The following is a 26,368-nucleotide window of genomic DNA, read 5'->3' on the forward strand; positions in this document are numbered from 1 at the left end:
AAGCAAAAATAAGGACTTTTTAAAATGGATTAAATAATGTGTTGTTTGGGTTTTTAAGACATTAATGTAAAATAAATCATGAAAGTTTAACGATAAACGTGAGAGTTCCTAAATTTTTTATATTTTCGTGAATCCTTAATAAATAAAAAAACATGTCGAAAATTTGGGTTAAGAAGCCACTAAGTGCCTATGAGGCAGATATGAAGAAAAGTGAGCTGAAAAAAGTCCTTGGAAAATGGAGTTTAACAGCAATTGGAGTAGGTGCTATCATTGGTGGTGGAATCTTTGTTCTTACCGGAACCGGAGCCTATTATCATGCCGGGCCGGCACTGGCAATCTCTTTTATTATAGCAGGTCTTGCCTGTGTTTTTGCAGCATTATGTTATGCGGAATTTGCATCTATTATCCCTGTTGAAGGTTCTGCATATGCTTACGCTTATGGTACGGTAGGTGAAATTTTCGCCTGGGCCATGGGGTGGTGTCTCATCCTCGAGTATGCGATGGCCAGTATGGCTGTTTCGGTGAGCTGGTCCGGATATTTTAATAAGTTTTTGAAGATCTTTAACATTCATTTGCCTGCTTATCTCACTTCAGATCCTGCAAGTTATACAGGGGAAGGTTTTTCGATGAACCTGCCTGCATTTATTCTTGTATTATTAATTACTGCATTGTTGGTAAAAGGAACTAAAGAAGCTGCAGGAGCAAATAACCTGATCGTTTTAATGAAAACTTCTGCTGTTATTTTTGTGATCATAGCAGGTGTTTACATCATATTTTCTAATAATGACCTTTATAATGCGGTTGACGGAGTTAAAAACTGGAAACCTTTCATTCCGGATCAGATAAAAATTAAAAACTCTGAAGGTGATATGGTTTCAGCCTATGGTATTCAGGGAATTATTTCCGGAGCAGCAGCCATTTTCTTTGCTTATATTGGTTTTGATGCTGTATCTACACAGGCTGGAGAAGCGATCAACCCTAAGAAAGATGTGCCTTTTGCCATTATCGCTTCATTATTGATCTGTACGGCTTTATATATTTGTGTATCTCTTGTATTGACAGGGATGATGCATTATTCTGATTTTGATCCTGAAGGAAAATATCCTGATGCAATTAAAGCACCGGTTGCCTATGCATTTGAAATCGCCGGAAAACACTGGGCAAGTAATATTGTAACCATTGCAGCTACCGTAGGATTGATCTCTGTAGTAATGGTAATGATGATGGGGCAGTCAAGAATCTTCATCGGAATGGCAAAAGATGGGTTAATTCCAAGATTCTTCGGTGAACTTCATCCAAAAACAAGAACGCCTTACAAAGGAATTATTCTTCTGGGAATAGTGGTAGCACTTATTGCTGCCCTTACTCCAATTTCAACATTAGCCGATATGACCAGCTTTGGAACTTTGTTTGCGTTTACCCTGGTTTGTATCGCCGTTTGGGTGATGAGAAAGAAAGAACCTACTTTAATCAGACCTTTTAAAGTACCTGCTTACAAGCTGGTAGTAGCTTTGGGAGTGATTATCAATCTATACTTAATATACAACTTAAGTGATCACGCAAAAGAGCTTTCAGGAGCTTGGTTGTTGTTAGGTGGTGTTGTATATTTCGCTTACGGAAAAAGAAACAGTAAACTTAACAATCCTGAAAAATATCAGGACGAAAAATAATAATATAAACCGCTTCGGCGGTTTTTTTTAGCCCTATCACTATGAAAAAAATATTTTCCCTGGTATTTCTGTCCGCAGGAATCTGTACATTTTCTCAACAAATAGAAAGTGTTGAAACTCTTTTAAATGATAAAATAAGCATTCGTGCACTGGAACTGTATGACCATAAAGTGTGGTATAGCGGAACCGATTCTAAGTTTGGATTTGTAGATATAAAAGATACTAAGAATCAGAAACAGATTACATTATCACCAGATAAACTTCAGTTCAGAACGTTGGGACAGGATAAAACTGATTTTTATACCATTAATATTGAAAGTCCCGCTCGTTTTTTTAAAATCAGTAAAAAAGATCTGACCTCTGAAATTGTGTATACAGATACGGCAAAAACGGCGTTTTACGATGCACTGCATTTTGTCAATGATAAATTAGCTTATACTTTCAGTGATGCTGATAAGGATAATATACTGAAACTGGCCGTATATAAAGACGGAAAATGGGGAATGTTGAAAAATGATGTTGTCTTAAATCCGGGTGAAGCCGCTTTTGCAGCAAGTAATACCAATATCTCATCCTCCAGAAATTATATGTGGATTGCGACAGGTGGAAAAGCATCAAGAATTCTAAGGCTGGATTTTAAAAATGAAAAATTCGAAATTTTCACAACTCCTTTTGTTCAGGGCGAATCTTCACAGGGAATGTATTCAATAGACTTTTATAATGACCAGTTTGGAGTTGCCGTAGGAGGAGATTACACCAAACAGGATGCAAATATTGATAATATCGCTACAACCTATGATGGCGGGAAAACATGGCAGATACAGGCTTCAGGACAAAATGCAGGGTATACAACTTGTGTGAAAATAAAACCGGGCTCGAAAGGGAAAGAAATGATTGCCCTAGGAGACCGGCACATCAGCTATTCTTCAGACTTTGGAAAAACATGGAAGAAAATTTCTGATGAAAAAGGACTTTTCGTTGGGCAATGGGTGGATGGAAATAGGGTAGTAGCTGCCGGCAATAACAGGATAGTACTCTTGAAATTAAAATTTTAAATATAACGAATAGAATTTATCATTATTACACCAATGCCCCGATACGGCGTATTTAGATTCATTATAAAATAGAACCTAATATAATTCATAGATTGAAATTCATAACTAATGGTTAATTTTGTAGGATGGAAGTTGAACGATGTTAAACTTCCCCACCGTATAAAATTTTATTTTCAAAATGAATTCTTTAATAGATAAGTATAATATTCCCGGGCCGCGTTACACCTCTTATCCTACCGTTCCGTATTGGGATGAGTCAAGTTTTTCTCCGGAAAAGTGGAAGGAGACTGTGATCAGATCTTTTCATGAGACCAATGTAGCAGAGGGAATTTCTATTTATATCCATTTGCCTTTTTGTGAAGCTCTATGTACGTTTTGTGCATGTCATAAACGCATTACAAAACAGCATAGCGTTGAAATTCCTTACCTGGAAAGTGTATTGAAAGAATGGAAACTATATCTTGAACTTTTCAATGAAAGACCAAAATTAAAAGAGCTTCACCTGGGAGGTGGCACTCCGACGTTCTTCTCACCTGAGAATTTAAGAATATTGCTGGAAGGTATTTTTACAACAGTAGATATTGCAGAGCATCCTGAATTTTCTTTCGAAGGACATCCGAATAATACTACTAAAGAACATCTTCAGACTCTATATGATCTGGGCTTCAGAAGGGTAAGCTTTGGAGTGCAGGATTATGACCCTAAAGTACAGAAGGCGATTAACAGAATCCAGCCTTTTGAGAATGTGAAAAACGTAACAGAGTGGGCTAAGGAAATCGGGTACAGAGGTATCAGCCACGATTTGGTTTTCGGATTGCCACACCAGAACTGGGAAGCGATGGAACATACCATCAGAAAAACGATGGAATTGAAACCTGACAGACTCGCGTTTTATTCTTATGCCCATGTTCCATGGGTAAAAGGTGTTGGCCAGAGAGGTTTCGATGAGAATGATCTGCCTAGTGGAGAAGAAAAACGCCGTCTGTATGAAGATGGTAAAAAACTTCTTCAGGATTTAGGGTATATCGAAGTAGGAATGGATCACTTTTCTCTTGAGCATGATGATCTGTACCAGTCTTTGATCCATAAGAAACTTCACAGAAACTTTATGGGGTACACCTCAAGCAATACACAGCTCATGGTAGGATTGGGAATGTCTGCTATTTCAGATTCATGGTATGCTTTCGCTCAAAACGTAAAAACAGTGGAAGATTATCAGAAAATGGTTGAAGAAGGAGAAATCCCTGTAGTGAAAGGCCACGTTCTGAACGAAGAAGACCTGATTGTAAGAAGACATATTCTGAATCTTATGTGTCAGCTTGAAACCACTTTCACCCGCAATACGTCTTTCCCTGAGCTTGAAAATGCCCTTGATATGCTGAAAGAAATGGAAAATGACGGATTGGTAGAAATCAACGGTAAAGAAATTAAAATCACAGAAGCCGGAAGAGCTTTCACAAGAAATGTAGCGATGGTTTTTGACCTTCGTATGCTGAGGAATAAACCTGAGACGAGAATTTTCTCTATGACTATATAAAACAAAAGCGGTTCATCATCTGAACCGCTTTTTTTATTGATTGTAAAATCTTGTTCGAAAACATCTGTTTGTGAGGCCGATAATTAAAGCATCGTAAAAATCGGTCATTTTATTTAATAATCAATTTTTGACTGTATGATTTAAGATCTCCTGATTTCAGGTTAATAAAATAGACTCCGGCCGGAATTTTCGAAATATCAATACTTTTGTTCGCCGCATTTGCTTCCAGTACTTTTCTGCCCTCTGTGTTGATGATTTCTACACTTGCTTTTTTATCTTCTACTCCTTCTATAAAGATTTCTTTACTTGCCGGATTAGGATAAACACTTATTTTTTCTAAACTCTTATTGTCCTGTGTTCCCAAAGTTCCCGTGGTCACTTTGAAAATTTTTCCGCTATTCACTGCTGCAACGTAAAGTTCCTTCTGATAATCCTGCCCGAAGGTAGAAAAATTGTTTCCGGTGTAAGCTGAAGTCCATGTAATGGTATTATTCTCATCCAGAATACCGATCTGAGTAGAGCAGTAGTCTGCAAAGAAATATTTTCCCTGAAGTGACGGATACTGGGCACCCCGGTAAACATATCCTCCTGTGATGGAACATTTGCCTCCGGAGTGGTCATATACCGCAACAGGGAATGTCATTGTTGATTGTGCGGGACATCCTGCCGTGTTGTACGCATTATTTCCTTCATAGCAACGCCATCCGTAATTGAGCCCTGCCTGTGTGATAGGCATTTTATTGATTTCCTCAATGGCACCTTGTCCTACATCGGCGATCCATGCATTTCCGGTCGTAAGATCAAAAGAAAATTTCCATGCATTTCTTAGGCCATAAGCCCAGATTTCATCCAAACCATCTACACCAGCCCCTGCGAAAGGATTATCTGCCGGAATATTATAAGGCCCGGTAGCATCTACGTCGATTCTCAGCATTTTTCCAAGAAATGCATTCTTGTTTTGCGCATTGTTGTTGGGGTCGCCACCACTGCCTCCGTCACCGGTAATGATCCATAATTTTCCATCCGGTGCAAAATGAATGCTTCCTCCATTATGGTTGTCGAAAGGTTTTGGAATATTCAGGAGAATTTTTTCAGAATTGGCATCAGCTACATTCGGATCAGCTGCACTTACAGAATATCTGGCTACAACTACATTTCCTGCCGGGTTGTTATAATACACAAAAAAATACCCATTCGTTGAGTATTGCGGATGGAATGCGAGTCCTAAAAGTCCTCTTTCGCCTCCAAAAACAATTTTTGAACTGATGTTGAGAAAATTTGTAGTATTTACAGCTCCGTTGGGTTGTACAATTTTTATAATCCCGTTCTGTTGTACGACAAATAACCGGCTGTCATTGGCGTTCGTAATCTCCACGGGACTGGTTAATCCCGAGACAAATTCTTCCAAATTAATGCTCTGCGCATTAACGATTAAGGAAGAAAAAATACTTAATGCAAAAAGTAGATTTTTCATAATATTTTGATATTTAGTGCGTTGATGTAAGAATGAAAATTTTATACCAATTAAAAATTGAAAAATTTATTACTATACCATGAAAAAATTGTTAAATCTAAAATAGAGGTCAGGATGTCAATATATCTGAAAATAAACCATTTCTGTTGTTAAAAATTCATAAAATACAAGAAAATCATTATATTTGCCGACTTAATTTAACGTAGTTATAACAAAATGCAAGGAAAAGGACTTATTACAATTGTTGCTATTGTCCTGGGGTTGATTTGCTTAAACGAGCTATTACCAACCTGGTACGCCAGCAAAATTGAATCGCAGATCGAAGCTGCGAAAGGAAACGAGAAAGAGATCAAACGAATCAAAGAAGATACTCTTAATCTTGGGTATACGAAGCTTTATTATTCAAAAGCTAAGGATAAGGAAATGAAATTGGGTCTTGACCTAAAAGGAGGGATCAACGTCCTTTTGGAAATCAACCAAAGAGATCTGGTAAATGATTTAACAAATTATTCTACCAATCCTGTTCTTATTGAGGCTTTAAACAAGACTGATGAAGTTCAGAAAAACTCAACAAAATCTTATATCGATAACTTCTTTGAGCAGTTCGATGTAATAAACAAAGCAAAAGGAACGAACCTTAAGCTTGCAGATCCGGAACTTTTCGGTAACACCAATTTATCTGAAATCAAGTATAATACCACTGATGAGCAGGTAAAAAGTATTGTTAAAAGAAGAATTGATCTTTCTGTAGGAACGGCTTTCGAGGTAATCAGAACGAGAATTGATAAGCTTGGAGCGATCCAGCCGAACGTTCAGAGAGTACCTGGTACAGCCAGAATCTCTGTGGAGATGCCTGGTATGAAAGACATTGATAAAGTAAAGAAAATGCTTCAGACTTCTGCAAAACTTCAGTTTTGGGAAGTACAGCAGGTTCCTGAAATCGGGCCTTATTTCCAGACGTTGACAACTATGGTTGCTGCAAAAGGAGATTCAATGGGAGTTGCAAAGAATGTAAACTTCATGAACCTTTTACAGCTTGACAAATTAAGAAGTAATGGTGTTGCTAACGTAAAATTATCTGATACCGCTGCTGTAAATAAAATTCTAAACAGCAAAATAGGTATTGCTTCACGTCCTGCAAACATTAAATATACACAGTTTATGTGGGGTTACAAGCCTGAAGCTACAAGTCCTGATGATTTGGTATTGTATGCGATCAGAAGTAACATCAATCAGAAAGCTCCGGTGGACGGTGCTGTAGAATCTGCAAACATTAGCTATGACGAGCTTGGAAGAGTAGTAGTAGACATGCAAATGGATTCTAAAGGTGCTAAAGAATGGAAAACTTTAACAGAAAAAAACGTAGGGAAGCCGGTTGCTGTAACGCTTGATGGTAGAGTATATACGGCGCCAAACGTTGTTAATGCCATTCCTAACGGTAGAACTCAGATTTCCGGTAACTTCTCTCAGGAAGAAGCTAAAGAATTGGTAGATGTTTTAGGAGCTGGTAAATTACCTGCAGGTGCAAAAGTAGTACAGGCGACTCAGGTAGGTCCGTCTTTAGGACAGGAGTCTATCAACGCAGGTATGATTTCATTTGCCATTGCATTCATGATTATCATTGTTTATATCATTTTCTATTACGGTGGTGCCGGTGTGTACGCAGTAATTGCAATGGTTATCAACTTATTCTATATTTTCGGAATTATGGATTCCGGAGACTTTACCCTTACGCTTCCTGGTATCGCAGGTATCGTATTGACGATGGCGATGGCGGTAGATACGAACGTAATTATCTACGAAAGAACGAAAGAAGAATTATTTGCAGGGAAGAGTATCCTGGAAGCTTATAAAGATGGTTTCAAGCATGCATTAAGTGCGATTATTGACGGTCACTCAACAACGTTGTTGACCGCTGTGGTATTATTCTTCTTCGGAACAGGTCCTATTAAAGGATTTGCACTGACGTTGATGATCGGTATTATCATGACATTGTTCACGTCTGTATTGTTATCAAGAGTAATGATTTTCCACAGACTGAACAAAGGGAAGCACCTTTCTGTATGGACTCCGCCTACGAAAAATTTATTCAGAAATACCTGGATAGATTTCATCGGAAAGAGAAAATATGCATACATTATTTCTGCTGTTTTAACGGTGATTTCTATTGGTTCTATGGTAACCCATGGTTTCAAATACGGGATCGACTTTACAGGAGGTAGAAATTATGTGGTAAGATTTGATAAAGCTGTAAATGCTAATGATGTTGAAGAAAAATTAGTAAAACTATTCAAAACTGAAGACGGTAAAAACTCTTCTGTAGAAGCTAAGACATTCGGAAACGCCAATCAGTTGAAAATTTCTACGGATTACCTTATTGAAGATGAATCTTTAAAGGCTGACCAGACGATCGAGCAAAAACTATATGAAGGATTGAAAGCAGAACTTCCTGCCAACATTACTTTAACGGATTTCAAATCTGCAGATAAAGATCACGCGGGGATCATCTCTTCAGAAAAAGTAGGTCCTACAGTAGCTGATGACATTCAGACACACGGTATTCTTGCTGTAGTAGCTGCATTAGCTGGTATCTTTATCTATATTTTATTCAGATTTAGAAAATGGCAGTTCTCTCTGGGTGCTGTAGCAGCATTATTCCACGATGCGGTTATTATTCTGGGAACGTATTCATTACTTCACAAATACATGCCGTTCAATATGGAGATCAACCAGGATTTCATCGCTGCCATCCTTACAGTATTAGGATACTCTATTAATGACACGGTGATTATCTTTGACAGAATCAGAGAGTATTTGAGAGAGAAGAAATCTTTAACATTAGCTGGATTATTTGATGACTCTATTTCAAGTACATTAGGTAGAACATTCAACACTTCATTCACTACAATTCTTGTGATCCTTGCGATCTTCATCTTTGGTGGTGATAACTTAAGAGGATTTATGTTTGCCATGTTAATCGGTATTGGATTCGGTACGTACTCATCTATTTTTATTGCATCAGCAATTGCTTATGACTTCCTTAAAAAAGGAAAAGAAGATGAAGTACACGGGAAGACCACTTCCAATAAAGAAGTACTTGCTTCGAAGTAAGACAAACTACAATAAATTAGTAAAGGCCGTTTCTTTTTGAAGCGGCCTTTTTTTAATTTAAAACTTCGATATTCAATGTTTTTTTTACCAATTAACTTATCATAATTTAGAATCATTATACTTTTCTATTTGATTAATTTTGCACCATCATGGAAAACTCAAAGAAAAAGGCAGCCATTGGCTTTATATTTATTACTTTATTGATTGATATTACGGGATGGGGTATCATTATTCCTGTGGTCCCTAAACTCATCGAAGAATTGATTCATGCAGATATCAGTGAGGCTGCAAAATATGGCGGCTGGCTTGGATTTGCCTACGCTTTTACTCAATTTATATTCTCTCCGCTCGTGGGGAATCTTAGTGATAAATACGGGCGAAGACCGATTATCCTGATTTCTCTTTTCGGGTTTGCTGTAGACTATATTTTCCTCGCACTGGCTCCCACGATCTGGTGGCTGTTTTTAGGAAGGATTATTGCAGGAATTACCGGAGCAAGTATCACGACTGCGAGTGCCTATATTGCAGACATTTCGAACGATGAAGACCGTGCCAAAAATTTTGGATTAATCGGGGCGGCTTTCGGACTAGGCTTTATTATTGGGCCTGTAATTGGAGGAGTATTGGGACATTATGGAGCCAGAGTACCTTTCTATGCAGCGGCAGGTCTTTGTCTGCTTAATTTCTTGTACGGATACTTTATTCTTCCTGAAAGTTTGGATAAGGATAAAAGAAGAGAATTTGACTGGAAGCGCGCCAATCCCATCGGATCATTTAAGTTTTTAGGAAAGCATCCTGAGATTTCGGGATTAATTGTTTCGTTAATTCTAATCTATATTGCAGGCCACGCAGTACAAAGTAACTGGAGCTTCTTTACCATGTATAAATTCAACTGGACGGAAAGGATGGTAGGAATTTCACTGGGGGTCGTGGGCTTATTGGTTGGACTCGTACAGGGAGGTCTTATCAGATGGACGACTCCAAGGCTGGGAGAGCAGAAAAGCATTTATTACGGATTGGCATTTTACGCTGTCGGAATGTTATTGTTTGCTTTTGCGTCAGAGGGTTGGATGATGTTTGTATTTTTAATTCCATATTGTCTGGGAGGAATCTGTGGGCCGGCCCTGCAATCCGTGATTACCAAAAGTGTTCCTTCTAACGAACAGGGAGAGCTTCAGGGAGCATTGACCAGTCTAATGAGCGCAACCTCTATTATCGGTCCTCCGATGATGACCAACCTCTTTTACTTTTTTACGCATGATGAAGCACCGTTTAAGTTTTCAGGAGCGCCATTTTTCCTTGCGTTTATATTAATGGCAGTGAGTGTGATCGTTACGTATTCCGTGTTTAATAAAAAGAAAGATAAGATTAAAGAGCTTTAGAAAAGATAAAAAGTCAGAAAATAAGGTTAAGGTGTTGATTACTTTAACCTTATTTTTTTGATCATCATTCAAGGGTTATTTTCCAAAATATTCTATAATTTTACAATAATAAATCAGTTGCAGAGCTGAGAAAATAAAACACATAAATTATGAATCAGTCAAAGCTTGAAAAATACCTGGAGAGAATCTATTATTCAGGTGAGCTGGGAAATGATATGTCGGTACTAAAGAAAATTCATCAGCTGCATCCTAAATACATTTCTTTTGAAAATATCGATTCTTTTACAGGAAAAGTTCCGTCTCTGAATGCGGATGATATTTTCACCAAATTGGTCGTGAACGGCAGAGGAGGCTATTGCTATGAACAAAATCTGCTCTTAAGCGAAGTCCTGAAATTTTTGGGCTTTAACGTAAAGCTGCAATTGGGAAGAGTAGTATGGAAAAGGGAAGTGGATAGTATGGCTGCCAAGAGTCACCTGTTGCTGATCGTCAATAATGACGGACAGGACTATCTGGCAGACTGTGGTTTTGGAACTGTAACATTAACCACACCTTTGCTTTTACATGAAGAAGAACCCCAGCAGACACCTAACGGTTTGTTTAAGATTTCACAACAAAACGGGATGTATGCATTATGGACCTGGAAAGACAAATGGCTGCCTATTTACAGGTTTGCCCTCAAGCAGGTAGATCCAATAGACCTTGATATCGTGAACTGGTATCTTTCTACGTATCCTGAGTCCAATTTCAAAAAGAATCTTGTTCTTTCTAAGGTGGACGAAAATGCAAGGTATACTTTTACCGGTCATACGTTAAATATACGCAGAACCACAGGAGAAAAAGAAACGGTTTCTATAGAAAATAACGAAACCCTGTATCAAATGATAAGAGAAACTTTTGGGCTGCAGGAAAATGCCGTTGAGCAATTAAAACAGAAGTTGGAGAAATAATAGCGATAGTTTAAAAAATAAAAAGGAAGCCAACCGGCTTCCTTTTTTTAATCATTTTGAATTCTGAAGTTTATGGATAAAGTGATTTGGTACCATTGGCTACAATATTACTTCCCAGTCCTGAAAATGATACTGAGAATTTACTTGCATTAAAGCTCAGAGAGCCTGTAGGAGTACAAAGTCCCAGTGCATACTGGCATTGTCCGAAAGCTCCTGTCCTTCTCAGGATTTTACTTTCACTTTTTGCTTTTCCTAAACTGATATTTCCCCAGTCATTTACATCAGCATTAGAAACAGAGGAACCTGTGTAATAAATGGTGATCTGATACCCGATTTCACCTCTTTTAGATCCCCAAAGCCAGTTGGCAGTCCACCATTCCTTATACCATTTGGAAACTACTTTTGAAGCCTGATTGGTGTCTGATATTTCGGTTTGCCCTCTGGTATCCATCATCACCAGGCCTCCAAAGACATTGTCCCAGATTATTCCTGAATCATTATAAAAGCATAATGTGGTAAATTTTCCCGCTTTGCTGTTCCAGGTTACTTCCATAACATTGGTTCCGGTTTTAATTTCGTCGGTAACTGTTTCTTTTAATCCTTTTTGAGCAAGAATTAAATCGTCTCCGGAGTATAAATCACTTATTTTTCCAATTTTTACCGAAGATGGTTCCATGATATTTCCCATGGCAATAAACTGATCTCTATCAGCGACCAGATTTTGAGAAATCTCAATACCTTTTACAGTAGAAATTTTACCTATGACATTGATTGCTGTAACCTGTAAATCATTTTTCAGATACTTTTCAATATTTTTCTGTGATTCATTCAGTTGAGCTTGCACAGTTTCAGGAATTACAGCAGAAACCGGAGTTGTTTCTTTTTTAAGATCAGCTGTTGAAACTTTAGCCTGAACGCTTTCCTGTTGAGCTGTTTCATTATTTTCATCTCGGCAGCTGTTAAGCAGCAATACTGAAAATACGGCTAACACTTTAAAAGTAGTAAGTAGTTTTTTCATAAAATATTATTTTGTTGTGTGTAGTAAATATACTAAAATGTTATATTATTCTCATTGTTTTGAATTAATTGTTTGTTAATAATTGATAATTGTTTTAAAATAGTAAGTATCAGGGAATAATAGAGATGAAGCTTACTCTATGAAATTCAGAGATAGAAATAGTACAGGTGAGAAATGGAAATAATAAAATCAGCAGCCAATACCTGCTTTGTACGTTGCTTTCATTTTCAACCTTCAACTTTCCATTGAGTAAATCTTAAAATTTGTTTAAAATTTTTAGTTTACGACAAATAAATGTATAATCTTTTGTAATTTTACCCCATGGAATTAAGCATTGGAGAAATGGCACTCATTGCCATTGCAATCGTTGTATTATTCGGACCGGATAAACTTCCTCAGATTGCGCGTGACTTAGGTGCAGGCGTGAGAAAAATGCGTGGAGCAGTGGAGGATATTAAAACGGAGATCATGAAGGAAACGGATAATCCGGTTTCTGAGATTAAACGTGAAATTGAAAAAGTGAAAGATGCTGCCAAAGATTTCAATCCGGTGAATGATATCAAGAAAGATATTTTAACAGAACCTACTGCATCCAACGAACCTCCGAAGCAGAAGCCTTCTGAAGATGAGACGTATGAAGGGCCTGTAAGCAGATAAGGTATGGAAGAAATTATTCTGGAAGATAAAAAGGTTTTTTTATACCTTAATAATCTGGGGGATCCCGCTTTTGATCAGCTCTGGATGTTGATTTCCAGCACATGGATATGGGTTCCGCTTTATATTATATTTCTTTATTTTTTATACAAAAATTTTAAACTAAGATCTTTAGTTTTCATTCTTATATTTTTGGCGCTTGGGGCAACGGTTTCTGACCAGTTGGCCAATGTATTTAAGTACGGAGTGGCAAGGTTAAGGCCATGTCATGACCCTTCTTTAGAACCTTATATGAGAATTGTAAAATGTGGCGGGCAGTACGGATTCTATTCTGCACATGCTTCCAATACATTTTACCTGGCTGTTTATTTAGGGATTTTATTAAAGAAGAAAGTAAGATGGTTCCCCTATGCTATATTGGCGTGGGCAATAGTTGTGTCTTACAGCCGGATTTATTTAGGAGTGCATTTTCCTATAGATGTGTTGGTGGGAGCGTTTGCTGGTTCTTTAGTGGGAGTGATCTTTGGTGCACTCGCGCAAAAAGTGATCAACAAACAAAACATAACACCATGAAAAAATCTTTTTTACTCCTTGTTTGCCTTGGAGTTTCTTTTCTGAATGCCCAGGATAAAACTCTGGCAGAAGACTGCTTTAAAAAGGCAGATTATAAATGTGCTGAAGAGCAATATGCAAAGCTGGCAGAAAAAGAACAAATCCAGAAATTCAAATCCGAATATTATGACAAGCTGGGAACCGCGCAGAGAAGACTGGGAAAGACCGCACTTGCCTTTAAATCTTATGAATCAGCTTTGAAATCAAATCCGATGTCTGCCCCGGTCTATGCTGATCTTGCATCACTGCACAGCCAGAAAGGGAACAAAGCAAAAGCACTGGAATATATTGATAAAGGTCTTCAGGTAGATGATAAAAACCCTGAGTTCTATCTTACGCGTTCCAAAATCTATGACAGCCAGGGAAAAAAAGATCTGGCTATCAGGGATCTTAATCAGATTTTGAGTTTTGCCCCGGATAATATTTTTGCAAAAACGGGCCTGGCAAATTTAAAAAAAATAACGGCGACCTTGAAGGTGCCCTGAAAGACTATAACCAACTTATTGCTGAGAAACCCGAATCATTATTATACAATAGCCGGGCAGAAGTATATTTAAAAATGAAAAAATATAAAGAAGCTCTTGCAGACGTCAATAAAGCCGTTTCCATTGATCCGAAATTTTTGCAGACGTATGTGACTAAAGCTTTATTATTATTTGATACTGCTAAACCAAAAGAAGCTTGTGAGAATCTGGATAAGGCAGTGTCACTAGGCTATGAGAAAGCCGTTCTGGCCGAATATTATGCGAAATGCATCAAAAAGTAAAAAACTTAAAACTATAATAACAGATACACAGGAGCCTGTTGTCAAGTAAACAGCTTATTGTGGATTTAAAATATATATTAAAGAGGAAGGATATATGCTGAATATTGTTCTTGTAGAACCCGAAATACCCAACAATACCGGTAATATCGGAAGATTATGTGTAGGTACTGAAAGCAGGTTGCACCTGATTCATCCGTTTGGATTTGTCATCAACGATAAAAATCTAAAGCGTTCCGGATTAGATTATTGGGTACATCTGGATGTTTCCGAATACGACAATGTTGAAGAGTGGATGAAGAAAGTTCCCGATTTGTCAAGAGTTTTCTTAATGAGTTCTCATGCCGAAAAATCGTATTTGGATAATGAATTTCAGGATGGTGACTGGCTGGTATTCGGGAAAGAAAGTGTGGGATTGAGCCAGGAAGTTTTGGCGCTTTTTGAAAATCATCTGACGATTCCGATGTCAAACTTAATACGCAGTTTTAATATTGCCAATTCTGTAGCTTTTGTCGTGGGAGAAGCCAAAAGGCAGATCAATGTAAAAGCTGGAATTTAGCAGATAAATTGTGGTAAATATAAAAAAAAGCCTCATGATTTTGAGGCTTTTTTTTATTGGAAAAAATTTTTAGTCGTTGTGATATGGCTTTCCCTGAAGGATCTGATCAGCACGATAAAGCTGTTCTACAATAAACAACCTTATCATCTGGTGGGTAAACGTCATTTTAGAAAGAGACATCTTTTCATTGGCTCTGCTGTACATTTCCTCTGAAAAACCATAAGCACCACCTATGAGAATATGTACTTTTTTAACGGAAGAATTCATCCAGGCATCAATTTTCTGGGAAAACTCTCGGCTGGTCAGCTGTTTCCCTTTTTCATCAAGAATCACAACCAGATCATTTTTATCAATATGGTTTAAAAACAACTTTGCTTCTTCCTTTTTAAGAAGATCCGAAGACAGGTTTCTGGCATTTTTTACATCCGGAATTTCTGTAATTTCAAAATTCCAGTGTTTGGGAAGGCGATTGAGATAATAATTAATTAAAGAGGTAATTTCCTTATCGTCCGTTTTGCCGATACAAAGTAAACTGATTCGCATTATAAGAAGTTTCAGGCCGCAAAGATACTGCTTTAAAGTGGAAACAGGAAAAAGACAAATGAAGGATAAGGGTATTCCTGTCTTTAGTATCTATTCCGTCAAGCTGCCCCGGAATCTGTTTCTGTAATCGACGGGTGTACATCCTGTTATTCTTTTAAATAACGTCCTGAATGTTTTCAAATCACTATATCCGATGCTATAAGTAACATCAGCGATATTGGCTTCTCCCGTTTCCAGTGCTTTTTTGGCAGCTTCTATTTTTATTCGCTGAATATATTCTATAGGATTCAGAGCAGTGGCATTTTTAAACCTCCGGATAAAATTTCTTTTACTCATGTTGACTTCGCCTGCAATTTGCTCTACAGAAATGTCTGACTTGAACTTTTCCTCAATATAGCGCTGCGCTTTGTGAATTTCAGGATCATCATGGAGACGCTGGCCAGAAAAAATACTAAAAACACTTTGTGAAATACGACCGTAATCTAACGCGTAATATTTACTTAGCTCAACTGATATTTCTTTAGAGGAATTCTTTTCTATAAAATAAAGCAGAGCATTGAGGGATGAAAAGCCTCCTCCTCCGGTAATAATAGCTTTTGAATGAGTTACGACATGATCCGGTTTAAAATCGATCAGAGGATATCTCTTTTGGAGATCTTCCATTGCTCCCCAGTGGGAGGTAGCCGGCATTCCATTTAATATACCTGATTCAGCCAGGAAATAAGCACCGGTACAAAGGCTGATGATTTCAGCTTTCTGATCATATTTTTCCTTTATCCAGTCAACAAGTTTTCTATTTTGCACCAGTAAAGAATCAATAGCCTCTTGATCCGTATTCATAGGGGGAATAATGACAACTTCCGTATCGAAATGATCCGAAATGATTTTGCTGCACTCAAATAAAATGGGAAGGGCAGATTGTACCTTTTTTGCTTCAATACCTATTAAATCAATTTGAAACGGCACAGGCATTCCTTTTCTTACAGCAGCTTCATTAGCACTTGTAAGCAATGCCAGGGTGTTGGAAATCGCAGTAGATAATACGCCTTCATATACTACGAGTGAAATATGCTTCATTATAATGATTTGGTAGTTAAATATACTTAAAATCTGGCACAAAATCCACTCTTTAATGTCATTTTTACGTAGTAATCTTTAGGGCAGGTGGTCATAATTTTACAAAAAGATTTATTATGAAAACAATATTTGATCCTGCAACAAGAGAGGAGCTGGTAAGAAGGATTACTATGCTCACCCCGGAAAATAAAGCTGAATGGGGGAAAATGAACCAGTACCAGATGATAAAACATTGCACGACATGGAATGATTGGGTCCAGGGAAACGGAAAATATCAGTACAGGCAGGAATTCTTAGGCAAGCTTTTTGGAAAAATGGTTTTAAAAGGTATTACCAGGAATGAGAAGCCTCTGGGAAAAAATGCACCGGCAGGTATTTTCACCATTAAAGAAACGGATGGTGATACTGAGTTGCAGAAAAAAGTATGGCTTGAGCAGATCAGGGCATATGGCAATTTTTCAAATCCCGGCTTCATCCATGATTTCTTTGGGAAAATGACCATGGAAGAGATCGGTATTTTTGTATATAAACATATGGACCATCATTTACGGCAGTTCAAAGCATAGAAATGATATGAATTAACGTATTGTAAATATTTTTAAGATAAATGTAGAGCCCATTCATCTATAAATGATAAAACATCGGCATTTTTATGATTTGTCATCTGCCGGTGCCAGGTTTATACAATTCACCTTGGAGAAGAGCAAAGGGAAATTGTTTATATTTGTAAGCAGAGAGATAAAATATTTAAAAGCTCATGTAGCGATTCCGGTTTTGAGTTTTTTTAATCTTTCTTTTTAATTGTGAAATGGCAACATAGATGAGTATAAAAGTTCCCCGATTTGTCCTGAAGATTCAGGAATTTTTTGACAACATACATATTCCTGTTTTAGGGATATCGCTTTGGCAGATGTTTCAGATTTATATTTCGGGAATTTTTAAAGGAAAAATAGGACGAAAAGCAGCGGCGATTTCATGGAGTTTTACCATCAGTCTGTTTCCTTTTATCCTTTTTTTGCTTTCTGTTTTGCCGTACATGCCCCATTACGATAAATTGCAGTTTTATATTTTTGAAGTACTGATGCATAATGTTTTCCCTTCCAATATGGAAAGTGATGTAAGGGATTATATCGAGCACAGCATAATCCCTAATATGAAAGGAATCAGTAATCTGACCATCGTGTTGGCCCTGGTTTTTGCAACAAACGGTACTTTTTCCCTGATCAACGGGTTTAATGAAAATTCGGATGAAAAACTGAGTGATGTAAAGGAATTTATACTGTCTTTTTTATAACAATAGGCTTTATTACCATTGTATTTTTAACCCTTTTTGGGGTTTATTATGTAGAAGTTGTAATGAAACTCTTTGCTCCGGCTTATGATATTCCGTGGCTGGTGGATAATTTGTCAAGTATCATAGGGTTTGTATCCTTTCCGTTATTTTACTTTATTCTTCTGACTTTATTTTATTGGTTGGGAACTGTAAAGATTGCCAGATTCAGACAGGCGATTCCCGGGGCTATTCTCACCACCATATTGTTTTTCCTTACCACATATGTATTTGCAATTTATGTAAAAGATATAGCAAGGTATAACGTTCTTTACGGGTCCATCGGAAGTATGATCCTGCTGATGGTATGGGTAAATGTGAACGTGTATCTTCTTTTATTCGGAAATGAACTGAATATGGCTATCAGAAAATTAAGAATAGAAAAGCTACTGTCTGACGAGATTCAGCGGGAAACCATTCAGTATCATACAGGAATCGCTGAACCTGATTTTGACAACAATGAAGAACACCGGAGAAAGCTGGAAGACCGGAAAAAGAATTAATCTTCTTCCGGCTCCATATTTTCTTTTGAACTTATGCTTAAGATTGTAAAACCTGCGATCGCAGCCACAAAAGAGGCAATTAAAATAGCAAATTTAGCTTCATCCTGAATCTCAATCTCTCCTTTAAAAGACAGCAGTGCAATAAAGATAGACATGGTAAATCCTATCCCTGCCAGTAGGCCTACACCGATCATTTGAGTCCAGTTGCTGTTTTGTGGTAAGGTGCTGAGCTTTAGTTTGATGGCGATCATCGAAAACAGATTGATACCGATAAGCTTTCCGAGAATTAACCCTCCAATAATTCCCATTCCCAAAGTACTTGTAATTCCTGTAACCATATGACTTGTAAAAGTAATATTGGTATTGGTAAGCGCAAATATAGGCATGATCAGGAAGCTTACGGGGATGTGAAGCTGATGCTCCAGTTTCTCTAAAGGAGAAATTTCTACATGAGAAGCATTCGTAGGAATACTAAATGCCAGTAAAACTCCTGCAATTGTTGCATGAATTCCTGAATGATGAAGGAAATACCATAAAAAAAGACCTGGAATAATATAAAATATAATACGCGTAACTTTTAGGAAGTTTAACAGGAATAATAAGGCTGTCACTCCCAAAGAAAGCAGTAAATAACTCCAGTGAATCTGCTCGGTGTAAAAGATGGCAATCACCAGGATCGCTCCCAGGTCGTCTACGATAGCCAATGCTGCCAGAAAAATCTTGATAGAGTTTGGAATTTTCTTTCCCAGCATTGAAATAATAGCAAGCGAAAAAGCAATATCTGTAGCCATCGGAATTCCCCATCCGTTGCTGTATTCAGTTCCTGTGTTGAAAATACTGTAGATTACAGCCGGAACCAGCATTCCTCCCACGGCCGCAAAAATCGGTAATGAAGCATTCCTAAAAGATGAAAGTTCTCCTTCTACCAGTTCTCTCTTGATTTCAAGGCCAACCAAAAGAAAGAAGACAGCCATCAGCCCGTCATTGATCCAGATGCTCACAGGGTATTCAAGCCCAAACAGGTGAGTACCTGCTTCTTTGTCCAGGAAATGTTGAAAGCCTTCTGCTAAAGAGGAGTTGGCGATAAGTAATGAAATCAGGACACAGAAAATAAGGATAATTCCTGATGCCTGGCTGTTGTTGAAAAATTTTTTAAAATAAAGAGATAAATTCATATTTATGATTGTAGTCGTCTCACTCTTGAAACACCGTTGATATTTTTTAGTTTTTTAAAGGTTTCTTCCAATTGGCCTTTATTTTTAACTTCAAGCGTAATGTTTCCGGTGAAAACGCCGTTATTAGACTCAATGGACATGCTTTTCATGTCCATTCCCATGCTTCCACTGATTACTGTAGTGATATCATTGATCATTCCCATTCGGTCAAGTCCTTCAATTTCAATCTTAACTCTGTTTTTGAAGCTTTCAGCATTGACCCATTTGGCCGGAATGACACGGTAATCGTATTGTGCCCTCAGGTTGATTGCATTGGGACAGTTGTCGCTGTGCACCTTAATTCCGTCTGAAATGGTAATAAATCCGAAAATTTTATCACCCGGAATGACCGTACAACACTTGGCATAGCTGTAATTCAGTTTTTCTTCATCCTTTCCGAAGACGATCATATCGAGATTTTCCTCTTTCGGTTCTTCAAAATGATGGTTTTTCGTAGGAGATTTTCTGAATCTTGAAAGTAAGTTATTGAATACGTTTTTACTTTCAATATATTTTCTTAAGCTGCTGACGTCAAGCTCGTTGCTTTGGAATTTAAGGAATAACTCCTGAGATGATTTAAGATTAAAAAACTTCTGAAGTTTATTAATTTCTTCGTCATTAAAGTTGATTTTCGCATGTCGCAGTTTTCGCTGCAGGATTTCCTTTCCTTCTTCTACCAACTGGTTTTTCTGAGAGTTCAGATAACTTTTGATTTTTGACTTCGCTTTGGAGGTAACGACAAATTCCAGCCAGTCAGACTTTGGTTTCTGATTTTGGGAAGAAAGAATGTCTACCTGATCTCCGTTCTGGAGAATATAGGAAATCGGAACCAGTTTTCCGTTGATCTTTGCTCCTAAACATTTCATTCCCAAATCGGAATGCACAGAAAATGCAAAATCCAGAGCCGTAGCATTGGTAGGAAGGATCTTAATTTCTCCTTTCGGGGTAAATACAAATACCTCTTTGGAATAAAGGTTAAGTTTGATATTATCCAAAAGTTCAGAAGTAGAAAGATTCTGCTGCTGTTCCAATACTTCCCGGATTTCTGTTACCCATTTTTCAAAATTACGGTCATCAGAGCTTTGTTTGTATCCTTCTTTATATTTGTAATGGGCAGCAACCCCTTTTTCAGCGATTTCATCCATTCGTTCCGAACGAATCTGTACTTCAATCCATTTTTTATCCGGACCCAGAACAGTTAAATGTAAACTCTCATATCCTGTAGAACGTGGCTGAGTGATCCAGTCACGCATCCTTGATGGATTACTGTGGTATACATCGGTAACGATAGAGTAGATTTTCCATGCCAGGAACTTTTCATTTTTAGCATCAGATTTATAAATAATTCTGATCGCATAATTATCAAAAACCTCTTCAAATGAAACACCCTGCTTCAGCATTTTTCTGTAAATGGAAGAGATGGCCTTGGCGCGGCCTTTGATTTTGAAATTCAAGCCTTCTTCCCTTAGCCTTTCCGAAACTTCTTTTGTGAATTCCTGAATATATCTTTCACGGTTTTCCTTGGCCAATTCCAATTTTTCCGTGATTTCATTATAGATTTCCGGGTTATTGTATTTTAACGAAAGATCTTCCAGTTCGGACTTGATGTTATACAATCCCAGACGGTGAGCCATCGGAGCATAAATATAAACCGTTTCTGAAGCGATTTTTTTCTGCTTATCGGGAGCCATGCTTTCCAGGGTTCTCATATTGTGAAGACGGTCCGCAATTTTAATGAGGATGACCCTGAAATCTTCAGAAAGCGTCAATAAAAGCTTCCTGTAGTTTTCAGACTGCACAGAGATATTCTGATGGTTCATGATGGATATTTTCGTTAATCCGTTCACGATAGCAGCAATTTTTTCTCCGAAGATTTTTTTCAGATCTTCATAGGTGTAGTCAGAATCCTCGATCACGTCATGCAGGAGCGCACACGCAATAGACGTTGCTCCCAAACCAATTTCTGTTGCCACAATTTTGGCTACAGCAATGGGATGGTAGATGTAGGGCTCTCCGGTTTTTCTCCTTTGATCTTTATGGGCATCCAACGCAATATCAAATGCCTTTCGGATAAGTTTGTTGTTTTCCTCATCCAAAGTTCTGTATGTGTTCGAAATCAGATCCTTATATCTGGCAAGGATCTCTTTGTTCTCTTGTTCTAAGTCGTAACTCATTTGTGCAACTGCCTATATTTGAACGAAAATACGAAAATTTTTACGTTTTTCAAACATAAAAGATCCGCAGAAGGCTCTACGGATCTTTTGCAGTTATTAGCTTTTAAGTCGTTTAAAACTTTACTTCCGAGTTCATACCGTCACTTGACGTTTTTATTTTTATATCAGGACTATTATGGATATCAGCCCTGTTTCTCGCATCAATGTATTTCTTAATAGTATCATAATTGGTCTCTGCCATACTCATACCCTCAAACAAATAGGTTTTTAGAGCCGTATTCTGAATAAAAATATTCCGGGCACTTTCTATCTGACTGTTGTCCTTTACAGTAACACTTGCCAGATACTGAGAATTATGAGAATTATTATTAAGGTATATCATGTAATCTGAATCTTCAAATCCTGAATTTTCTAAATCACTTTCAAGCTTCTTGTAATCGCTGTGGTGCTCAAATAGCCCCGCTAGTATATTTGACATAGTTAATTGGTTTAAAGTTATGACTAAAGTTAATGATTATTTTTCTATTTATTTAATAAAAATTGTTAATTAACATTCTGATCATAACATAAATTACAATTGATTAAAATTATACTAAACAAACGTTTGATTTATAATGATTGTAGTAATTTTTTTTGATCAGTCTCGAAAATTGGGGAATGTGGGCCTCTACGTTTTGTGAAATTTTAGAATACTACCAAGCGGTGTAAAGAATGGAACCTTTTTCTATTCAGATTAACAATTTTTTTTTTGCTAAGTTCCGCAACTTTTGTACTTACTCCGTTTTTTTTTCAATTATTGAACGTGATGATTGAAAACTCTGAATTTTTCGATGTGGGATAAAAAATAAAAGCCCTGGCAGTGACTCCGGGGCTTTCTATTTGTGTATATTAAATTCTTTCGTTCTTTATTTCTTCTACGATTTCAGGGTTTAGAAGAGTAGAAATATCTCCAAAGTTACTGAAATCACCTTCTGCGATTTTTCTCAATATTCTTCTCATAATCTTTCCTGAACGTGTTTTAGGAAGCCCTGAAACAAATTGTATCTTATCCAGTTTGGCAATCGGTCCGATCTGATCAGCAATCAGCTGGTTGATTTCTTTCTTAAGATTTTCCTTATCACGGCTTTCTCCGGTTTCTTTAAGGGTTACATAGCCATATAAACCGTTTCCTTTGATGTCATGCGGGTAACCTACGATGGCAGATTCCGCAACGGCAGGATGCTGATTGATGCTGTCTTCGATAGGAGCCGTTCCCAAATTGTGTCCGGAAACGATAATCACATCGTCTACACGTCCTGTAATTCTGTAATAACCCACTACATCCCTTAAAGCACCGTCACCGGTAAAGTATTTTCCCGGAAAAGCAGTGAAGTAAGTTTCTTTATATCTTTGGTGGTCTCCCCAGATGGTTCTTGCGATCCCCGGCCATGGAAAACGGATGCATAGATTTCCGGTCACCTGGTTTCCTGTAATTTCGTTACGTTTATCATCCATCAGCACCGGTTGGATACCCGGTAAAGGCAGGGTAGCATAGGTGGGTTTTGTAGGGGTAACAAAAGGAAGTGGTGAAATCATAATTCCTCCCGTTTCGGTTTGCCACCACGTATCTACAATAGGACATTTTTTCTTACCTACATGATCGTTAAACCAGTGCCACGCTTCGTCATTGATCGGCTCACCCACAGATCCGATCACCTTTAATGTGCTTAAATCATGCTTGTCTACCCATTCCGTACTTTCTTTTGCCAGTGAACGGATAGCGGTAGGAGCGGTATAAAATTGTGTGATTTTATGTTTTTCAATGACTTCCCAGAAACGATCCGGCTCCGGATAAGTAGGAACTCCTTCGAAAATAACTGTAGTGGCACCATTCAATAAAGGTCCGTAAAGAATATAAGAGTGGCCTGTAATCCAACCGATGTCGGCGGTACACCAATAAATATCATTTTCCTTATAATTAAAGACATTTTTAAAAGTATATGCGGTATAAACCATATAACCGGCAGAAGTATGAAGCATTCCTTTTGGCTTTCCTGTAGATCCTGAAGTATACAGAATGAAAAGAGGATCTTCTGAGTCCATGATAACCGTTACGAAATCCGGGGAAGCTTTATCGTATAAGTCGGCCATCCAGTAATCGCGGCCTTCTTTCATGTTGATTTCATTATGAGTCCTTTTCACTACAAGCACCTTTTCAACCGTTGGTGTTTTTTCCAGGGCTTCATCCACAATAGTCTTTAAATCCAGAACTTTACTGCCTCTATAACTTCCGTCTGAGGTAATGACCATTTTAGCTTCGCAATCATTTACTCTTGAGGCCACGGCCGCTGCCGAGAATCCTGCAAAAATAACGGAATGAACTGCTCCCAGTTTGGCACAGGCCAGCATCGTAATAGCCAGTTCGGGAATCATAGGAAGGTAGATGCATACCCTGTCGCCTTTTTGAATTCCCATTTCACTGAGAACATTGGCGGTTTTATTGACACGGGTGTAGAGTTCGTTATAGGAGATATGTTGTGCGTCTTCTTTCGGATCATTCGGTTCCCAGATAATAGCAGTTTTATCTCCTCTTACAGAAAGGTGTCTGTCAATACAGTTTTTAGTAATATTAAGTTTGGCATTTTTAAACCATGTGATTTTGGCTTCATTCATATCGTACTTAACAACCTTGCTCCATCTCTGATACCACACAAAGTTTTGATCGGCTACCTTATCCCAGAATTTTTTAGGATTTTTGATAGACTTCTTATATTCTTCAAAATAATGTGGTAAGTCTTCTATTAAGTAATTTCTCATATCCCTTTCGTTTTTGAAATTTGAATTGTTTATATTTTAAATTTATGTTTAATTTCCGGTTTTACCCCTATATTCCCTGATTTTTTCCTGAATTTCCTCAATGATTTTTTCGTCATCTATCGTCGATGGAATCTGGAAATCTTTTCCATCCAATAAGGTTCGGATAAGCTTTCTTAAAATCTTTCCCGAACGGGTTTTGGGTAAACGCTTGACAACCATAGCGTTTTTTAAAAATGCAACAGCACCAATTTTTTCGCGAACCATTCCGATGATGTCTTTTTCAACTTCTTTTTCAGAAATGCCCGATCCGTTTTTTAAAACCACGGCAGCAAAAGGAACCTGACCTTTTAAATCGTCATCAATTCCCACTACTGCACATTCTGCCACATCAGGGTGTGACGAGACAATTTCTTCCATTTCGGAAGTAGAAAGTCTGTGTCCGGCCACATTAATGACATCATCAACTCTTCCCGTAATGAAAATATATCCGTCTTCGTCCCGTATGGCGCCGTCTCCTGAAAAATAATACCCTGTATACTGAGAAAGATAGCTGCTTTGGAAACGCTCATCATCTTTCCAGATTCCCAGCATAGCTCCTGGAGGAAGCGGAAGTTTTATAACCAGATATCCTTCATGGTGCGGATCGAGCTCTAAGCCGTTTTCGTCAAATATTTTAATATCATATCCGGGAATAGGTTTTCCTGCAGAAGCTCTCTTGATATGATAATCTTCACCGGAAGTCAGTAATCCCAGCATAGGCCAGCCAGATTCGGTCTGCCACCAGTGATCAATAGCAGGAACTCCGATGTGCTCTGCAAACCAGTCTAAGGTCGCCACATCACATCTTTCACCGGCAAGAAATTGCTTCCTGAAGTGGCTAAGATCATATTTTTTTACCAGTTCCCCGTTCGGGTCTTCTTTTTAATGGCTCTGATAGCAGTAGGCGCAGTAAACATCACAGAGACTTTGTATTCTGAAATAATTCTCCAGAACGTTCCTGCGTCAGGAGTCATGATCGGTTTTCCTTCAAAAATAATCGTTGTATTTCTATTAATTAATGGTCCGTAAACAGAGAAGCTGTGTCCGACTGCCCAGCCAAAATCGGATGCTGCCCAATACGTTTCTCCGGGTTCAACACCATAAACGTATTTCATAGAAAATTTCAGGGCTGTAGCATAGCCTCCGGTATCCCGGACAATTCCCTTAGGTTTTCCTGTTGTTCCTGAAGTGTAAAGTACATAAAGAGGATGTGTAGACTCAACCGATACACAGTCAACCGGCTTTGATTTTTGAACCAATTCTTCGTAATCAATCAAGCCGTCAAACATTTCGTCTTGATTGTCAACTAATTTTCTGTTGTAAACAATAATATTATCGACTTTGTCCTGTGCAAGCTCGATTGCTTTTTCCACGAGAGGTAAATAAGGGATTCTTTTGGCGATTTCTATTCCTGCTGTTGCTGTAATTAAGACTTTAGGTTTGCAATCGTCAATTCTTACAACTAATTCGTGAGGTGCGAAACCTCCGAAAACGACATTGTGAATGACACCAATCCTTGCACAGGCCAGCATGGCAAAAAGCGTCTGCGGAATCATCGGCATATAGATAACAGCAGTGTCTCCTTTTTGTAATCCTAATGAAGAAAGGCCTCCTGCAAGTTTTGAAATTTCTTCCTGAGCTTGTTTGAAGGTGTATGTTTTCTTCTGATGAGTTACAGGAGAGTCGTAAACAATCGCTGTCTGATCCCCAAAACCATCTTCAATGTGTTTATCTATGCATAAATAGCACATATTAAGCTGCCCGTCCGTAAACCACTCAGGGTAATTATTCTGATCAGTTGAAAGAATCTGTTGTGGAAACTGAAACCATGGTATTGCTTCAGCTTGTTCCTTCCAGAAAGCTTCCTTATCTTCTATACTTTGTTTAAATAAAATATCTGTATCCAT

18 protein-coding genes and 3 pseudogenes are annotated in these 26,368 nt (G+C 37.9%); 12 read left to right on the top strand and 9 right to left on the bottom strand.

The features are described 5' to 3' along the window. The first annotated feature begins 152 nt into the window (after positions 1-152). The 3 genes from H3Z85_15720 to hemN all read left to right on the top strand — a co-directional run bounded on the left by H3Z85_15720 (position 153) and on the right by hemN (position 4,262). Positions 153-1,670 carry an amino acid permease gene (locus H3Z85_15720; protein QPQ50830.1) on the top strand — a complete coding sequence of 506 codons (1,518 nt, stop codon included), beginning with the start codon at positions 153-155 and terminating at the stop codon, positions 1,668-1,670. Positions 1,671-1,711: 41 nt separating this feature from the next. After that, complete coding sequence (locus tag H3Z85_15725; protein ID QPQ50831.1) at positions 1,712-2,725, top strand: glycosyl hydrolase; 1,014 nt, start codon at positions 1,712-1,714, stop codon at positions 2,723-2,725. A gap of 178 nt (positions 2,726-2,903) precedes the next feature. Beyond that, complete coding sequence (gene hemN, locus H3Z85_15730; protein ID QPQ50832.1) at positions 2,904-4,262, top strand: oxygen-independent coproporphyrinogen III oxidase; 1,359 nt, start codon at positions 2,904-2,906, stop codon at positions 4,260-4,262. A gap of 109 nt (positions 4,263-4,371) precedes the next feature. Here the strand turns inward: hemN and H3Z85_15735 are convergent, their stop codons facing one another. Continuing rightward, a complete protein-coding gene (locus tag H3Z85_15735) occupies positions 4,372-5,736 on the bottom strand; it encodes a PQQ-dependent sugar dehydrogenase (GenBank protein ID QPQ50833.1) in 1,365 nt (454 codons plus the stop codon). 216 nt (positions 5,737-5,952) lie between these two features. Here H3Z85_15735 and H3Z85_15740 point away from each other — a divergent pair, with 216 nt between their 5' ends. The 3 genes from H3Z85_15740 (at position 5,953) to H3Z85_15750 (ending at position 11,179) form a co-directional block, all read left to right on the top strand. After that, positions 5,953-8,847 (top strand): protein translocase subunit SecDF, encoded by a 2,895-nt coding sequence (locus H3Z85_15740; GenBank protein ID QPQ50834.1) that lies wholly within the window; start codon positions 5,953-5,955, stop codon positions 8,845-8,847. A 149-nt stretch (positions 8,848-8,996) separates the two neighbouring features. Beyond that, complete coding sequence (locus H3Z85_15745; GenBank protein ID QPQ50835.1) at positions 8,997-10,229, top strand: tetracycline resistance MFS efflux pump; 1,233 nt, start codon at positions 8,997-8,999, stop codon at positions 10,227-10,229. 149 nt (positions 10,230-10,378) lie between these two features. Beyond that, positions 10,379-11,179 (top strand): arylamine N-acetyltransferase, encoded by an 801-nt coding sequence (locus H3Z85_15750; GenBank protein ID QPQ50836.1) that lies wholly within the window; start codon positions 10,379-10,381, stop codon positions 11,177-11,179. Between the two features lie 70 nt (positions 11,180-11,249). Here the strand turns inward: H3Z85_15750 and H3Z85_15755 are convergent, their stop codons facing one another. Beyond that, on the bottom strand, positions 11,250-12,197 hold the full coding sequence (locus tag H3Z85_15755; GenBank protein ID QPQ50837.1) for a hypothetical protein: 948 nt from the start codon (positions 12,195-12,197) through the stop codon (positions 11,250-11,252). Positions 12,198-12,518: 321 nt separating this feature from the next. Between H3Z85_15755 and H3Z85_15760 the strand changes: the two genes are divergently transcribed. The 4 genes and pseudogenes from H3Z85_15760 to H3Z85_15775 all read left to right on the top strand — a co-directional run bounded on the left by H3Z85_15760 (position 12,519) and on the right by H3Z85_15775 (position 14,785). Next, positions 12,519-12,854 carry a twin-arginine translocase TatA/TatE family subunit gene (locus tag H3Z85_15760; protein QPQ50838.1) on the top strand — a complete coding sequence of 112 codons (336 nt, stop codon included), beginning with the start codon at positions 12,519-12,521 and terminating at the stop codon, positions 12,852-12,854. 3 nt (positions 12,855-12,857) lie between these two features. Beyond that, positions 12,858-13,424: a phosphatase PAP2 family protein gene (locus H3Z85_15765; protein QPQ50839.1), complete on the top strand. Its 567-nt coding sequence runs from the start codon at positions 12,858-12,860 to the stop codon at positions 13,422-13,424. Continuing rightward, positions 13,421-14,229, top strand: a pseudogene (locus tag H3Z85_15770) (tetratricopeptide repeat protein). Before H3Z85_15765 ends, H3Z85_15770 begins: the two are co-directional and overlap by 4 nt. 94 nt (positions 14,230-14,323) lie before the next feature. Then, the gene (locus tag H3Z85_15775; GenBank protein QPQ50840.1) at positions 14,324-14,785 is read left to right on the top strand and encodes a tRNA (cytidine(34)-2'-O)-methyltransferase; all 462 of its coding nucleotides are present in this window, start codon (positions 14,324-14,326) and stop codon (positions 14,783-14,785) included. Between the two features lie 69 nt (positions 14,786-14,854). Here the strand turns inward: H3Z85_15775 and H3Z85_15780 are convergent, their stop codons facing one another. Continuing rightward, positions 14,855-15,328 carry a 23S rRNA (pseudouridine(1915)-N(3))-methyltransferase RlmH gene (locus H3Z85_15780; protein QPQ50841.1) on the bottom strand — a complete coding sequence of 158 codons (474 nt, stop codon included), beginning with the start codon at positions 15,326-15,328 and terminating at the stop codon, positions 14,855-14,857. A gap of 90 nt (positions 15,329-15,418) precedes the next feature. Next, positions 15,419-16,405, bottom strand: coding sequence for a helix-turn-helix domain-containing protein (locus tag H3Z85_15785; GenBank protein ID QPQ50842.1), 987 nt, complete (start codon positions 16,403-16,405; stop codon positions 15,419-15,421). Positions 16,406-16,521: 116 nt separating this feature from the next. Here H3Z85_15785 and H3Z85_15790 point away from each other — a divergent pair, with 116 nt between their 5' ends. Continuing rightward, a complete protein-coding gene (locus H3Z85_15790) occupies positions 16,522-16,971 on the top strand; it encodes a DUF1569 domain-containing protein (GenBank protein ID QPQ50843.1) in 450 nt (149 codons plus the stop codon). Positions 16,972-17,225: 254 nt separating this feature from the next. Continuing rightward, positions 17,226-18,238, top strand: a pseudogene (locus H3Z85_15795) (YihY/virulence factor BrkB family protein). Here the strand turns inward: H3Z85_15795 and nhaA are convergent. From nhaA to H3Z85_15820, 5 genes and pseudogenes are all read right to left on the bottom strand, one after another. Then, positions 18,235-19,413, bottom strand: coding sequence for a Na+/H+ antiporter NhaA (nhaA, locus tag H3Z85_15800; GenBank protein ID QPQ50844.1), 1,179 nt, complete (start codon positions 19,411-19,413; stop codon positions 18,235-18,237). The pseudogene H3Z85_15795 and the gene nhaA overlap by 4 nt on opposite strands. A gap of 2 nt (positions 19,414-19,415) precedes the next feature. After that, positions 19,416-21,626, bottom strand: coding sequence for a bifunctional (p)ppGpp synthetase/guanosine-3',5'-bis(diphosphate) 3'-pyrophosphohydrolase (locus H3Z85_15805; protein ID QPQ50845.1), 2,211 nt, complete (start codon positions 21,624-21,626; stop codon positions 19,416-19,418). Between the two features lie 112 nt (positions 21,627-21,738). Further along, positions 21,739-22,104, bottom strand: a complete 366-nt coding sequence (locus H3Z85_15810) for a hypothetical protein (protein QPQ50846.1) — start codon at positions 22,102-22,104, stop codon at positions 21,739-21,741. A 410-nt stretch (positions 22,105-22,514) separates the two neighbouring features. Then, a complete protein-coding gene (acs, locus tag H3Z85_15815; protein ID QPQ50847.1) occupies positions 22,515-24,422 on the bottom strand; it encodes an acetate--CoA ligase in 1,908 nt (635 codons plus the stop codon). A 48-nt stretch (positions 24,423-24,470) separates the two neighbouring features. Continuing rightward, positions 24,471-26,368 (bottom strand): annotated as a pseudogene (locus H3Z85_15820) (AMP-binding protein).

The sequence above is a fragment of the Chryseobacterium indologenes genome, from assembly GCA_016025055.1.
GTDB lineage: Bacteria > Bacteroidota > Bacteroidia > Flavobacteriales > Weeksellaceae > Chryseobacterium > Chryseobacterium indologenes.